We start from the raw sequence: 14718 nt of genomic DNA on the forward strand, positions 1-14718 counted from the left end.
GACACATGACGAACACCACACGCCCCGTCGTCCGCACCGGCCACATCTAGAGTAACACTCCACATTGGTTGCAAAGTCGGGCCCAACTACAGTAAGAACTGGAGCACCACTCCGTCCGTACGACTAAACCAGGAGTCGGTCCAATCATGGGAGCAACCGCGATGCCATCAACTACGCCACCGACCAGATGCGATTCGTTCGATCTACCCGCAACCCATGCACAGCTCAAATCCGATGCTGACGAGGTCGCCGCGCAGTTTGCCCCGCGGGCGCGAGAAATCCGCCAGCACCTCCTCGATCACGGTGAGCTGTACCCGCAGTTGTGGGCCGCATTCCGCGAACGCGGCTGGCCCGCCCTGCTCATACCGAAGCAGTACGGCGGCACCGAAGGCGGGCTGCTTGGGTTGACACTGGCACTCGAGGCATTCGCCCGGCACAACATCGTGCTCTGGACACCCGTGATGACCTCAGCAGTTGCCTACGCGATCAGTGTCGTCGGCCCGGAACCTGCGCAGCAGGCCTGGCTGCCACGGGTAGCGGATGGGCGTGCCTTCTTTGCGATGGCTGCCACCGAAGCGCACTCGGGACACAACCTTTTTCGCTCCAACACGGAGATCCGCCGGGACCGGGACCACTTCGTGGTCACCGGGGTGAAGAACATCACTTCAGCACTGGACGCCAGCGACATGGTGCTCGTGCTCGGCCGGTCATCGTCTGCTGAACACGTCCAGCAACGGGGCTACACGAGCGTCTTAGTTGACCCGCGCGCCCGCGGCGCGACGATGGTCGAACTCCCGATGCGCCATCGAGAAGGAGTCAAGCAGTACCAGCTGCAGCTCGAAGGCGTCCGCATGCCATACGAGAACCTAATCGGGCATGACGGCCAAGGCCTATTGACGCTGTGGCCCTTTACTCATGCCGAGCGCGTTCTGACCTCCGCCCTGTGCCTCGGTTTGGCCGACTATGCCATCGCGCGGAGCGTGACGCGCGCCAACGACCGAGTCATCGCCGGGTCATCACCGATAGGATGCTACCAGGCCATCAGCCATCCCCTCGCTGGGTTGTACGCGCGTCTAGCATCGGTCAGACTCCTGGTCTACCGCACCGCGGCACGCGTCGACGTCAGCGCCGAGACATCAGCTGGAGAGGCCAACATGGCGAAGCTGATGGCTTCTGATCTCGTATACGACGCCGTGAACCACGCCATGCAGGTTTTCGGGGTCGACGCATGGGACGAACGAAACGGCTGGCTCGACGCCTTCCTCGATGCACGGTTGTCGCGATCAGCGCCAGTCAGCAACGAATTCGCGCTCAACTACATCGCCACCCACATGCTAGGAATGCCCCACCAGCAATGATGCTGGTTATCGGTGCCCAGCATCCCGGGAGATGCTTCCAGCGATATCGGCTGCGCCGCAATGAAATTCATCGACCCGTCAATAGCCGCAGCACGGCACTATCCAGCCTTCGACAAAGCTTGTCAGGCCCAGTGCCGAAAAGATCGGTCACTTCTCGGTGGCGCAAACAGAACTGACAGTGGTCAATGCGGTCACCGCTTGACCTTCGGCGACAACGTCGCCGTCCTCGGTCGTCAGCGTGAGCGTGATTTGTCCCGTGGTGGGCTGCCGGCGTGCCGGCGCACTCCCCGCCATGGGGCTACCGCTGAGGCCAGCGACTGCTGCGTCGATCAGTTGATCTGCATAACTCACCAAAAGACCACTGACTTGACCGGCCAGCCAGCGCTGGGCGACAGCATGAACAGGGCCGTTAATGATTGCAACAACGATCATCATCGGCAGATCGCGAACTTCGCCGCTGGCGATGAACGGCGCCAACCACTCCCGATAAGCGTCAGCGAGATCGTTGTTCAACCGACGCAGTTCGCTGCCGGCCGCTGTGGACCAGTCCAGCTGCCCCTGAGAGTAGAGGAACCGCGCCCAGTGCGGGTTAGCCTCGATCCAGAGCAGCAAGTTACGAACTATCCCGTCGACGCTGTCGCGCAGGCTCGCGGGTTGATTGTCCAGCACGGCCCAATATCCGCGCTGCACTTCTCGCATGGCTTCCAGGTATAAGGCCTCGATAATCGATTCCTTGTTCGGAAAATGATGAAACAACGAACCGTTGGAGACACCGCTACGGTCGCGAATCCACGCTACGGAGGTGCGATCGCACCCAGCCTCGTTAAAGCAGTCCAGTGCAGCTTGCAGAACACGCTCACGAGTACCCACCTAGCCAGAGTAACGTTGCGGACAGATAGCGTAGTGGGACTAACTGCCACCAACAGCGGCTGGCGCCCATCGCCCCGCCTGATACTGCGTCCACGTTCCTCGTCGCGAAATGCAGCGGCAGTGACGACATGAACACGAAATCGCAGCTCGATCGAGAACAGCCACGTGAAGTCAACGGCCGTAACTGGTGCAGAACTCGAATTCACCAGCGTGCACCGTAAACCGCATCCATGAACTCGACACCTCGATGCGCAACACCCAGGTCGTTTTCGTGACGACGAGCAGGGACCAGTCGGCACCTGGGGCCGGTAGCCGAGCGCAGCTAGCTTCCCCTGGTGCCAATCCCGCGACGCGCGACTTTACGACCAGCTGCACCAGACGACGACCACGTCAGCCAGTAGAAACATGCGGGCGACCTTGCCGGCCGGCGCCCCGGAGCTTCGAACTCGATTGACGCCCCCGCCACCACTTGGCAACGAAATACAGGACAAGCACGACCGCCCAAGACAACAGACTCAGCCAGAACTGGGTACGCGCAGCTTGGTCGAATGCCATCTGCGCCAGGATCCCGACGATGCCCACGACCGAAAGTACTGACAGGACCGGAAAGAACCATATCCGCACCCGCAGCATTTCCGGCGAGGTTCGACGACGCAGCACGATCTGCGAAAGCGAAATCAGCAGGTACACAAACAATATGACGGCACCGGATGCGTTCAGCAGGAAGGCGAACACTGTGTCGGGCGCGACCCAAGCCACAATTACGCACGCGAAACCCACCAGCGACGAGCACATGATGGCGATGTACGGAACCCCGCGTCGACTGACCCGCACCAGCTGTGTCGGCGCCTCTCCTCGTGCGGCAAGCACAAACAGCATGCGGGACGCGGTGTAGAGGCCGGAGTTCAGACAAGAAAGCACCGCCGTGAGAACGACTGCATTCATGATGTGATCCGCACCGGGAATACTCATCTGCTTCAACGCGGCGACATAAGGCGAAGCACCGGGCTCAATAGAATTCCATGGCAGAATCACGACAAGCAGCAAGATCGAACCAACGAAGAAAATCGCGATGCGGGCAGCGACTACTTCGGTTGCCCGCTGGACCGCTCGCCGCGGGTTCGGAGTTTCAGCGGCAGCGATGGTGGCAATCTCGGCGCCCGTCATGGAGAAGATCACCACCACAACGGCTGCGAAGACGCCCCCGACGCCGTGTGGGAAGAATCCGCCATGCGCGTGGAGGTTTCCGAAGTCCGCATCGCGGTCTGGCCACAACCCCAGGACGTACAGTGCGCCAGCACCTAGGAAAACCAAAATTGCCGCGACCTTGATTCCGGCGAACCAAAACTCGAATTCACCGAAGGAACCCACCGAAAACAAATTGATCGCGGTCATCAGCACCATCAGGATCAGCGAAAGTAGCCATACCGGAGCATGGAACCAATAGGTGATGACTTTCCCGCCGGCGACCGCCTCGAAGCCGACCACGATCACCCAGAAGTACCAGTAGAGCCAGCCGACCGAAAACCCCGCCCACTCGCCCAGCGCCTTTCGGGCGTAATCGGCAAATGATCCTGTCGACGGGTTCGCGGCGGCCATCTCACCGAGCATCCGCATAACCAAAACGACCAATGCGCCGCACAGCGCGTACGCGAGAACCGCCGCGGGGCCCGTCGCACGGATAACCACACCCGATCCGACGAACAGCCCAGCCCCGATGACCCCGCCGATAGCGATCATATTGAGCTGACGCTGCGACAGGCCCTGACGCAGTCGCGACGTGGTAACTATGGCACCTGCCTTCCGGTCAAGCCGCGGTCAACACGCTGTTCCGCGCTCGTTGCCGGCACTCGGTTGTCTCACCTTCCGACAGTCGCCCGGCGCAGAACTGACCCGCTGACGACTAAGCTGCAGGCGGCGCCGGATCTCGCGGCACCGCCTGCAGCTTCATGCCGGTCAGTTGGGCTTGCGGAAATGTTGAATGCCCCAGGCCAGGTGCCCACTGTCGGCGGCATCCACCCAGTTCTTCAGGCCAACCAGCATTTTGTCGAGATACTCCGGTGAGGATTCCTGCTCGAGCTCGGGGCGCCGAGCCTCGAGTTCTTCACGCACGCGATCGTAGTGAGTTCGCAAGTAGTGAACGAGGTCAGTTTGGTCGAGGACCTCGAAACCGACTGAAAACGCCACCTCACGATAAAAGCGCATCGAACCCAGATCAGCCAGGTTCAGCCGGTCGTAGACCGGCTGAAGCACCCCGTCGGGCACGTCGTCGGCCTGCATTGGATCGGTGAAGACCAATTCACCGCCAGGCTTCAAAACGCGGAAGGCTTCCTCGAGCACCTTACGGCGATCTGAGGCGTGCAGAATCGCATCCTGTGACCAGACGACGTCATAGGTGGAGTCGGCCACCGGGACGTTGTCGAAGCTGCCATGAATGACCCGGATCTTCGACTCAAGTCCAGCGCGACGGTTCTTCTCGCGGTTGGTCTGGTTTTGCGCGTCAGAGATGTTGACACAGGTGACCGTGCAGCCGTGCTGCGTCGCAAGTCGCCGCGCCGACCCCCCGTAGCCAGACCCAAGGTCCAACACCGAGGTTGCCGCATCGAGATTCGAAAGCCGGCGACTCATGCGGTCAACGGTCTCGATGCTGGCCGCGCGGATGTCACTTGTCTCCCCGTAGCAGCCGACATGGATATCCTCGCCGCCCCAGATCATCGAGTAGAACGCATCCGCGTCGCCGCTGTCGTAATAGGCTTCGGATTCGGCCTTGGGCCTGGAGCCGACTTCTGCAGTCGTTGGCCCGTCGGTTCCCTGGCCTACCAGCGACTTCTCCGCCACATGGACGAAGAAGTCGGGTTCACTGTCCTCGTATGTTGCCTGGAAATCGCCGTATGTGCGTACCGTTTCGAAGCCCGCTTCGTGCATCAAACGCCGCACATAGGACTTCCGAAGCGGAAACATATTCAATGTGTATTCGGAGCCATCCGGGAAAGTGTATTTGAATCGCGCAAGACCTTCGTCGACATATTCCGGCTCAGCCGATACTCGATCACCACAGTAATAGTATTTGTGTTTCGACTTGAAGCCGTGGTCGAGTATCTCATCATAGTTTCGCTGGTCAAGAATCAAGATTCCGTCGTGCCGCAATGCCGCATAGAACTCGGCCAGAGCCCGACGTCGATCGCGCTCATTGTGCAAATGAGTGAATGAGTTACCCAGGCAAATAATGGCATCGTACTTGCCGTGGATGTCCCGGTTCAGCTGCCGCCAGTCAGCCTGGACAGTTCTCAGGATGAGACCACGCTTGGTGCCGTTGTCAAAAGCCTGTGCCAGCATAGCTGCCGAACCATCGGCGCTGGTCACGTCGAAACCCGACTCGGTCAGGCGAACCGAATGGAAGCCCGTACCCGTGGCCACATCGAGAATGTGCTGCTTGCCCCGTGCACGCAGGACATCGACGAAGAACCGGCCCTCGGAATCTGCCCGAGCATCCCAGTCAATTAATTCGTCCCATTTCTCGACAAAACTCATAACGTATTCGGCGCGATAAAGACCAGTCTCACGGTCGGACAAAGGGTCATCGCCGTACACCTGGTCGTGTAATCGAAGTTCCTCATTGTTCCGAGTTGTGGACAAAATCGACATCTAACCTCTCTGTTCTATCCGCCCACGCACAGTCACACAGACTTGCCCGGCGCGCGGTGTTCCAGTCGTCCAGGAACACACCTATGCCCACCCGCGGGCCCGGGGCGAACTCACAACTACGGTGCATCCCGTCGAGCGAGGAACGACGCCTTCTAGCTTGAGCCGCGAACGTGCGTTTCCTAAGACGCGGCCCAAAACTGTGGCCACGCGGCTCGTCGCTCCCACACCGCGCTACAGTCTAGTCGCTGCGACCATCGCTTCGTCTAGGTGTCGGCGCTTGGCGGAGAAACCAGTGGCCAGCGAGCTGACCGCTGACGACACGCCGGCCGAGCACCCACTGAAATCAGGGTTCGTACTCGACGCCGCTTCTCGATCGAGAAATCCCACGGCAGACCAAGTGTCGCGACCGTCGCCACTAGGCGGGCCGAAGCGCTGCCGGCGGTCCAGTCGTGTCGAGCCAAGCTGACGTATTCAGAACCCAGATTCAGCTCATAATTGCAGGTCGCGGGAGCGAATCAACGCGGTCGCCAACAGGCTTACCACCGCAGTCGCAACCAAGTACCCGCATGCCGCCCACGGCGCGCCTCCGAGTGCGGCGATCAGCGTGGTGAGAATCAACGGAGTGACCCCGGACGCGTACACGCCCGAGAGTTGGTAAACGAACGACAAACCCGTGTAACGGACGCGGGTAGGAAACAGCGCCGAATACAAGGTGCCCTGCACACCGTAAAACAGTGCGTGCACGACACCGAAAACTATGATCATCGCTAGCCCAAACCAGACCAGGCTCCTGGTACCGAACGCTGCGAATACCGGGAAGGCGGCAGCTCCGTAGCAAGCCACACCGGTTAGATACACCTGCCGCGCGCCGAAACGGTCTGCTAGTGCTCCTGAAACGGGCAACAGTGCCGCCATGAGCAGCGCCGCGATGGTGACCGCTAGCAAGACTGACACCCTATTGAGACCCAACGTGCCCGTCGCGTAGCTGATCGCGAAGACGCCCCAGGCGTTGAATGCGGAACCCTCCGCCCACCGCGACAGCAGCCCGAGCACGGTGTTGCGCCTCGTACGGGGTTCCCGCAAAATCTCCCGAATGGGCGCGGTGGATGAGGCCTCTAGATCTTGCAACTGCCGAAAAGCCGGTGTTTCTTCAACCCGCAACCGCACCGCGATGCCGACCGCGACCAACCCAAGACTCAGCAGGAAGCCCAGACGCCAACCGTAGGCGAGGAACGAATCCGGCCCTAGAACGAGCTGCAGGATCGCAAATACGCCGGTCCCTAGCGCCAAGCCGAGCGCCAACCCGATCTGCGGGACGGCGCCGAACCGACCCCGTTGGTGCGCCGGGCTGTGCTCGACGGCCAACAACATCGCGCCTGCCCACTCACCACCCAGCGCAAATCCCTGCAGCAGACGCAAGGCCAGCAGCAGCACCGGTGCCCAAAGCCCAACCTGTGCGGCCGTGGGCAAGACCCCCATCAACGCTGTCGCGCCACCCATGATGAGCATGGTCAACGCCAGGCTGCGTTTACGGCCAACCCGATCCCCGATATGCCCGAACACCAACCCGCCGATCGGGCGCATGACGAATCCGACGGCGAAAGTCGCGAAAGCGAGCAGAGTGCCCACCAAAGAACTTTCGCCGGGGAAGAACACCCTGTTGAATACCAGACCGGCCGCAGTGGCGTAGAGAAAAAAGTCGTACCACTCGGCTGCGTCCAGATGCCGGTGTAAAAGGCAGGGCCAGTTTCGCTCCGCTGTTAGCATACGGGCGTCTGGTTCGGCGGCAGGTCGATTCGCGGGTTGGGGGTTGTACGGGCCGGTCGTGGTTCGTGCGCCGGCGATGTTTGGGCTATGAGGGCGCTGGTGGTTGTTTCTGCGTGGTCGAGGTGGCGACCGCAGGCGATTCGGGACGCTGACCAGTGGCGCGACGCGATGCCGCGGTGATGAGGGTGCGCTGCCAGTCGGGTGGGACCGCAGCGAAGATTCCGCGGTCGATAGTGGCCAGCGCCTGTGCAGCGACCTCGGCGGGGTCGATGCCGTCGGTGGACATGCCTGTCGAGACCAGGGCGGGGCAGATCATGCTCACGCCGATCGGCGTGTCGGCCAGTGCCAGCGCGGTGTGTTCGGCCACGGCCACGACGGCGTGCTTGGAGGGTCCGTAAGCGCCGCCGCTGGGAAAGGTCAGCACCCCAGCCAATGAGCCGGTGATCAGGATGTGCGCGGGCTGGTTCGCGGCCAGCAGTCTGGGTACGAACGCACGCAAGCCGTTGACAACGCCACCGACGTTGACCGCGAACACCCTGTTCCAGTCAGGAGCGGCCACTTCCCACGGAGCACCAAAGCTCCTACCGGTGATTCCGGCGTTCAGGCACACGACCCGGGCGTCGCCGGCGGCTTCAGCGAGCGATTCGACCGCATCCGGCATGGCAACGTCAGTGGGAACCGCTTGTGCCCCCAGTGACTGCGAAACTTCGCTCAATGTGACGGTGTCGATGTCGGCGAGCACGAGGTTGGCTCCACGGTCGGCCAGTGCATGCGCCAACGCGCGCCCGATGCCACTAGCTGCGCCGGTCACCACCGCTGTCATCCCATTCAGATCCACATTGTGCAGGCTATCGACCACGGCCACGCCGCCGTGGCAAACGGTTTCCCTCACCTCCCCTTACTGGGACCGGGTGGGCGTCGTCACGCGTGCGTGCGCCTCGCTACGCCGTGGCGGAGACGGGATCTGCCTGGCCGGTAGGTGCTTGACTTTGAGGCGGTCGCAGTTGGCGGGGTGAGTCGAGCAGGGATCGGCGTAGGTCTTGCAGCAGTCGGGTGCCGACCGGTGTCATGGTGAGGCCGCGCCAACCGGCCGAGGCGCGGTCGAGCACGGCCCACACCAGGCTGATGGCGCTGGTCTCGCCGGGGAATCGGCCAATGACCTTGGTCCGTCGCTTAGTTTCTCCAAAGGAGCGCTCAATGAAATTTGAGTGCCGAACGCGGCCATGGTGTTCAACCGGAAACCGCAGATAGGCGGTCAGCCCTGCTTTGTCGGTGAGCAGGATCCGCATAGCCGCCGGGTAGAGGTCGGAGTATTTAGCGGCGAACGCCTCGATCCGCTTGTCGACGATCTCAACCAGCTGCGGTCCCGGCTCGATACCCAGGCCGGTGGTATCAAAAATCGCCCAGTATCCGTCACGGACCTCGACTTGCATCCCGGTGGGGATCTTCGCAAGCACGTTGCGAAGGCGATGAATAAGACATCTCTGGCGCAACGCTTTTGGGTAGATTTGTTCGATGGCTGCGATCAGTCCCTTGGCGCCGTCAGAGACGATCAGCAGCGGAGTGGCAAGACCGCGTTCGCGCAGGTCGGTCAGGAAGTCGGACCACGCGTCGGTGGACTCTCCGGTCCCGGGTGACAATCCGACGAACACGGGTTTGCCCTCGGTGGTGACGCCCCAGGCGGCGAGCACAGGCTCGGCCGGCGACCCGGGATGCATCCGAAAGAAACTGGCGTCCAAAAACAGGTAGTCCAGAGCGATCTCACCGAGTGGGCGACGAGCCCACGCCTGGTATTCGGCCCGGATCGCCTTACAGACTTCCGAAACCGCGGACTTGGAGATCGCCGCCTGATCGCCGAGCGCTTCAGCGAGGGTGGCCTTGACATCCCGGACGGACAGGCCGCGGATGAACGAGGCGATCACCAGCGTTTCCAGGGCGTTGGTTTTCGTCACATGCTTACCGAACAGCCGAGAGGCGAACGCTTGCATGGTGCCACGCAGTTTCGGCCGCTCCAAGGTGACCGCACCTGTGGTGGTCTTGATGGTCACCGGCCGATATCCGTTGCGCGAACCGCCGTTAGCGTCGGCACAGGCGGCGGTACGTTGGTAGCGTTCACGACCGAGGAACTCGGTGACCTCAGCCTCCAGGGCCGCCTGCATCAGTAGCTGGGCGCCGAGGCGGGCGATTTCTTCAAGGATTTCAGGCAGTTCCCGATCCTCGGCGAACAGGGCGTCGATTTTGGTGCGGATACGGTCGGTCGCTGATACGCGGACAGGCACGGGCGTGACTCCTTCTTCGCAGACTTGCAGGTCGTGAAGCGGAACCTACGCGCGTGCTCCCTATTTACACCGGATCCCGGACACGACCTACCACTCCACGGTGGTGCCCAGCAGGCTTGCCGCAACGACAATGCGTAGGCGCCGGGACCGCTGGTGCCCGGATTCCCCATCTCCCCCAGCAGCTACCAGCGCAGCTTCGCTCAACGTGACTGTTGTCATCCCACCGCCAGGTAGCGCAACCGCCATCGGGTTTACTGCGCCGAGGCGACCGCAAACGGGGCTACGGCTTGCGGTTTTGACGCCTGGTTCGGGCGTCTCCACAAACCCCGGCGTTCAAGCAGCGGCAATACACCCTCACCGAACCAGTAGGCCTCTTCGACGTGCGGATATCCCGACAAGATGAAGTGGGAAATACCCAACTCCGAGTATTCGACCAGCCTTTCGGCTACCTCGGCATGTGAGCCGACCAGGGCGGTGCCAGCGCCACCGCGCACCAAGCCCACGCCAGCCCACAGATTCGGCGCTACCGTAAGCCGGCTGGTGCCGCCACCGTGCAACTCGAGCATGCGACGCTGCCCTTCCGATTCGCTGCGCGCCAAGTTCGCCTGCACCCGTTCGACCTCGGCCGGGTCAACACCGGCCAGCAGCCGGTCAGCCTCCGCCCAGGCCTGTTCGGAGGTGTCCCGGCTGATTACGTGGATCCGCAAGCCGTACTGGAGAACGCGGCCGCCAGCTGCCGCCAGGCCGCGGATCCAATCCAATTTCTGGCGGACCGCATCCAACGGCTCCCCCCAAGTGAGATAGACATCGGAGTGTCTGGCCGCCACCGGCCCGGCGGGTCCGGAGGAACCACCGAAGAAAACCTCAGGAACCGGGTCAGGCCGATTGTTCAATAGGGCACCCTCGACCCGGATGTGCTCTCCTGCAAAAGTCACTGGCGCATCGGAGTCCCATAGCCGCCGAACGACATGCAAGAACTCATCAGTTCGGGCGTACCTCGACTGCTTGTTTAGAAAATCCCCGTAGGCCTGCTGCTCATGTGGTTCGCCGCCGGTGACGACATTGAGAAGCAGCCGACCGCCTGAGTGCCGCTGGAAGGTTCCGGCCATCTGAGCAGCCAGGGTGGGACTGGTCAGCCCGGGACGGACCGCGACCAAGAATTTCAATGTTTCGGTGTCTTCGACCAGCATCGCCGTCGTCAGCCAAGCGTCCTCGCACCACAAACCGGTGGGCGTAAGCACCGCCTCGAAACCGTTGGTTTCGGCGGCCCCACAAATTTGACGCAGGTAACGTAACGTCGCGGGCCGGTCGCCGGACATTGCCGTGCCGTGCCCGCCGGGCATCAGGTTGCGAGAATCTCCGTACGTCGGCAGGAACCAATGAAATGCCAGGCTCATACGCCCCCTCCTTCCACACCGCTTCCGGTGCGGTGCTCAATACCCGGATCGTGCGGGACCATGGCCGAGCGCGCGAGAGTTGAAACCGGCGAGATTGCTTTTACTTGGCTGAACATGCGCACGTGGTGCCTGCCAGCCTAGATTGTCACGATTGGCCATTGCACGGCGTGGCTGTGCCGGCGAAGCCGGTGGGAGCGGCATTATGACGCTCGTGCCTGACCTGACTCGCCGTTCTGTGCTGCGAATGGGCGTCGGCGCCGGCGCGAGCACCGCCGGCGTGTGGGCTTTGAACGCCATGCTGGATCCGCTCAAGCTACACGCGGCGCCACCGCACGCTCCCGCCCCCTTCGAACCGCCTACCGCGGGCAGCAGCTTGCCCAACAAGCTTTCCGGGTCGTTTATCTCAGCGGCCCGGGGAGGTATCAAAACAAACTGGGTGATCGCCCTGCCGCCCAAGAAGACCGCGTTTTTACGTCCGGTCATCGCCCTGCACGGCAAGAGCGGCAACGCGAACATGATGCTAGACCTCGGTGTCGAGGACGCGCTTGCCCAACTCGCCGACGAGGGCCGCCCACCATTTGCTGTGGTCGGTGTCGACGGCGGCGATACCTACTGGCACCGGCGGGCTTCCGGCGAGGATTCCGGCGCCATGGTGCTTGAAGAGCTGCTACCGATGCTTTCCTCGATGGGTATGGACACCTCCCGAGTAGGGTTCATGGGATGGTCGATGGGGGGATACGGCGCGCTACGCCTTGGCGCCCGGCTGGGTCCGGCACGCACCGCCGGGATCTGCGCGGTGAGCCCAGCGCTATTCACTTCATTCACCGGCAGCGCCCCCGGGGCGTTCGACAGCTACGACGACTGGGTACGACACAGCGTGTCGGGCCTGCCCGCGTTGTCCTCGATCCCGCTGCGCGTGGATTGCGGCACCAGCGACCGCTTTTATTTCGCCACGCGCCAGTTCGTTAACCAGCTGCACAAGCCGCCGGCAGGCAGCTTCTCGGCGGGCGGTCACGACGTGTCGTACTGGCGCAAGCAACTGCCCGGCGAGTTGGCCTGGATGGCTTCCTAACGAAGCGAGAGGCGACGTCGTTGAGCCAGGTTCTGGAAAACCACTGCCAACGAAGTCGATGACATTCCGGCAAGAAGACACCGTCAGCCGCTGCCGCGAAGCGGCGGGTGACACGCAACGCGTTGTGGGGACCGGGTTCCGCCCGGACGTCGAGGGCTTGCGCGCCGTGGCGGTCCTTGCGGTCGTGTGCTACCACGCCGAACTACCCGGCGCTACTGGGGGCTTCACCGGCGTCGATGTCTTCTTCGTGATCTCCGGATTCCTCATCACCGGGTTGCTCTGGCGTGAGGTAATCGCTTCGAATACCGTTCGGCTCAGCCGCTTCTACGGCTCCCGAGCCCGCCGCCTGTTGCCCGCTGCAGCCACGGTCGGTGTCGTTACCGCGATCACCGCTGCGGTCGTACTGCCCCCGTTGCAGGCGCGAAACGTCCTTGTGGATGGCATAGCCAGCGCCGTATACGTAGGTAACTACCGGTTCGCCGTGCAGGGCACCGACTACCTAGGCGCCGACTTCGGGCCGTCTCCGTTCCAGCACTATTGGTCGCTTGGCGTTGAGGAGCAATTTTCACCTGGTTTGGCCAGTGCTGATCATCGGTACAGCATGGCTCGTCCAACGTGTCCGGCGCGGCCGGCTCGTCCAGAGTGGCGCCACGGCCACACCCTTTGCGATAGTGCTCACGCTGGTCGCCGCGGCCTCTCTAGCTACCGCGGTGATCTGGACCCGCACGTCGCCCCCCTGGGCCTTCTTCACACTGCCAAGCCGCGCCTGGGAGCTAGCCGCCGGCGGTCTGGTCGCACTCTCGATCCGCCAATGGCGGCAGCTGCCAAGACTGCCCGCGGCGATCGCCGGGTGGGGAGGCTTGGTGCTGATCCTGCTGACCTGCACGCAGCTGGGCTCGCACACCCCCTACCCGGGTACGGCAGCCCTGCTACCCGTACTAGGCACCACCCTGGTCATCGGCGGCGGTAGTGTCACCGGCAGCTTGGGACCCGGTCGAGTGCTATGCCGGCCGGCGATGCGGGCGATTGGCCGGGTGTCGTATTCCTGGTACCTCTGGCACTGGCCAGTGCTTGTGCTCATGCCGCCGTTATTGGGTGAGCCGGCGGGCCTACCGGGCCGGCTCGCCGCAACTGTCGTCTCGGCTGGATTCGCAGTAATCACGATGTATCTGGTCGAGCATCCCGGCCGATTTGCGGCTGCCCTGCGCCGTTCGGCGAAGGCTAGCCTGACCCTGGCTGCAGTCGCCAGCGGTGCAACGGCATGTGCGTGCGCATTGCTGTTGACGGTGATAACCGTGCCCGTCGGTCACGGAGCCGCCGCTCCGCATGCCACCATCGCGGCGCTGCCGGCCACCGATCCCACCGCAGATCCGCTGGACGCAGCGGTCCAGCAGGCTTTCGCGCAGGTGCGCGAAGCAGTTGTCGAGTCTGCCGGCCCGCGGGCGGTCCCATCGAACCTGACCCCGCCGCTGGGGGAAGTATCAACAGACAAAGCGGCCGTGTTCGTCAACGGCTGCATGCGCTCATGGCTTGACATCGGACAAGACGAATGTGCGGCGGGTGACACCGCCTCACCCACGACCGTGGCCCTGATCGGAGACTCGCATGCCGCCATGTGGGACCCCGCATTCCAGCAGATCGCCGAACGACGACGCTGGCGGCTAGAAACCCTGGCGAAGGTGACCTGCCCGCTCCAGGATCTGCCGATAATCAGCCCATACCTTGGCCGCAGATACTCCGAGTGCGAGCAGTGGCGAGGCCAGATCATCGAACGATTGCGAGCAGAGCGACCAAAACTGGTGGTGTTGAGTATGAGCCGGCGCTACCACGCGGACTTCAGCTTCGCGTCGTACGACCCGGCCTGGATCGATACTCTGAAGCAGACAGTCACTGAGCTGCACGGTATCGGCGCGGTCGTGCTCGTCCTGGGGCCAGTCGCGGATCCGCAACAGCTGGTGCCTAGCTGCCTTTCGACGCACCTCGACAACGCCTCCGTCTGCGCACCGCCCCGGAACGTAGCAGCCAACGAAGACGGCATCGCCGCTGAACGAGCGGCGACAAATGCCGGCGGTGGACACTACGCAGACTTGACAGACCTGTTTTGCACCCCGGATCGCTGCCCGGTAATCGTCGGCAACACCGTGGTGTTCCGAGATGACAATCACCTGACAGCCCAGTACGCACAACTACTCGCACCTGCTATTGGCGCACTGGCCGATCGCGCCCTATCCAGCAGCTGAATTCGCCATCGAAATATCGGCGAATGAACCATACGGCGACGTCGAACGTGCTATGAATAGAACAGTTTTGGAGGTTTGAAATGAGTCCGA

Annotated in this window: 9 protein-coding genes and 3 pseudogenes; 3 read left to right on the plus strand and 9 right to left on the minus strand. The window is 62.5% G+C overall.

All coding sequences use genetic code 11. From position 1 onward, the window contains the following. The first annotated feature begins 161 nt into the window (after window positions 1–161). Window positions 162–1358 carry an acyl-CoA dehydrogenase family protein gene (locus ACO07W_RS08300; RefSeq protein ID WP_421842312.1) on the plus strand — a complete coding sequence of 399 codons (1197 nt, stop codon included), beginning with the start codon at window positions 162–164 and terminating at the stop codon, window positions 1356–1358. A gap of 147 nt (window positions 1359–1505) precedes the next feature. On the opposite strand, the gene ACO07W_RS08305 is transcribed toward ACO07W_RS08300, so the two are convergent. The 9 genes and pseudogenes from ACO07W_RS08305 to ACO07W_RS08345 form a co-directional block, all read right to left on the minus strand. Continuing rightward, a complete protein-coding gene (locus tag ACO07W_RS08305) occupies window positions 1506–2228 on the minus strand; it encodes a TetR/AcrR family transcriptional regulator (protein ID WP_421842314.1) in 723 nt (240 codons plus the stop codon). Window positions 2229–2618: 390 nt separating this feature from the next. Continuing rightward, window positions 2619–4019 carry an amino acid permease gene (locus ACO07W_RS08310; RefSeq protein ID WP_421845875.1) on the minus strand — a complete coding sequence of 467 codons (1401 nt, stop codon included), beginning with the start codon at window positions 4017–4019 and terminating at the stop codon, window positions 2619–2621. A gap of 402 nt (window positions 4020–4421) precedes the next feature. Further along, window positions 4422–5153, minus strand: a pseudogene (locus ACO07W_RS08315) (SAM-dependent methyltransferase); the annotation flags it as partial. After that, window positions 5139–5873 (minus strand): annotated as a pseudogene (locus tag ACO07W_RS08320) (class I SAM-dependent methyltransferase); the annotation flags it as partial. The pseudogenes ACO07W_RS08320 and ACO07W_RS08315, both read right to left, overlap by 15 nt. A 489-nt stretch (window positions 5874–6362) precedes the next feature. After that, window positions 6363–7640, minus strand: coding sequence for an MFS transporter (locus tag ACO07W_RS08325; protein WP_421842316.1), 1278 nt, complete (start codon window positions 7638–7640; stop codon window positions 6363–6365). An 85-nt stretch (window positions 7641–7725) separates the two neighbouring features. Next, a complete protein-coding gene (locus tag ACO07W_RS08330) occupies window positions 7726–8532 on the minus strand; it encodes an SDR family NAD(P)-dependent oxidoreductase (protein WP_421839996.1) in 807 nt (268 codons plus the stop codon). Window positions 8533–8581: 49 nt separating this feature from the next. Next, complete coding sequence (locus tag ACO07W_RS08335; RefSeq protein WP_421840121.1) at window positions 8582–9919, minus strand: IS256 family transposase; 1338 nt, start codon at window positions 9917–9919, stop codon at window positions 8582–8584. A gap of 87 nt (window positions 9920–10006) precedes the next feature. After that, on the minus strand, window positions 10007–10138 hold the full coding sequence (locus ACO07W_RS08340; RefSeq protein WP_421846177.1) for a hypothetical protein: 132 nt from the start codon (window positions 10136–10138) through the stop codon (window positions 10007–10009). Between the two features lie 32 nt (window positions 10139–10170). Beyond that, on the minus strand, window positions 10171–11316 hold the full coding sequence (locus tag ACO07W_RS08345; protein ID WP_421842318.1) for an LLM class flavin-dependent oxidoreductase: 1146 nt from the start codon (window positions 11314–11316) through the stop codon (window positions 10171–10173). Window positions 11317–11518: 202 nt separating this feature from the next. On the opposite strand from ACO07W_RS08345, the gene ACO07W_RS08350 reads away from it, so the two are divergent. Next, window positions 11519–12388 carry an alpha/beta hydrolase gene (locus ACO07W_RS08350; RefSeq protein WP_421842320.1) on the plus strand — a complete coding sequence of 290 codons (870 nt, stop codon included), beginning with the start codon at window positions 11519–11521 and terminating at the stop codon, window positions 12386–12388. A gap of 58 nt (window positions 12389–12446) precedes the next feature. Beyond that, a pseudogene (locus ACO07W_RS08355) lies at window positions 12447–14628 on the plus strand (acyltransferase family protein). Window positions 14629–14718: the final 90 nt, after the last annotated feature.

Source organism: Mycobacterium sp. (assembly GCF_965230835.1).
In the GTDB taxonomy this organism is placed as follows: Bacteria; Actinomycetota; Actinomycetes; order Mycobacteriales; family Mycobacteriaceae; genus Mycobacterium.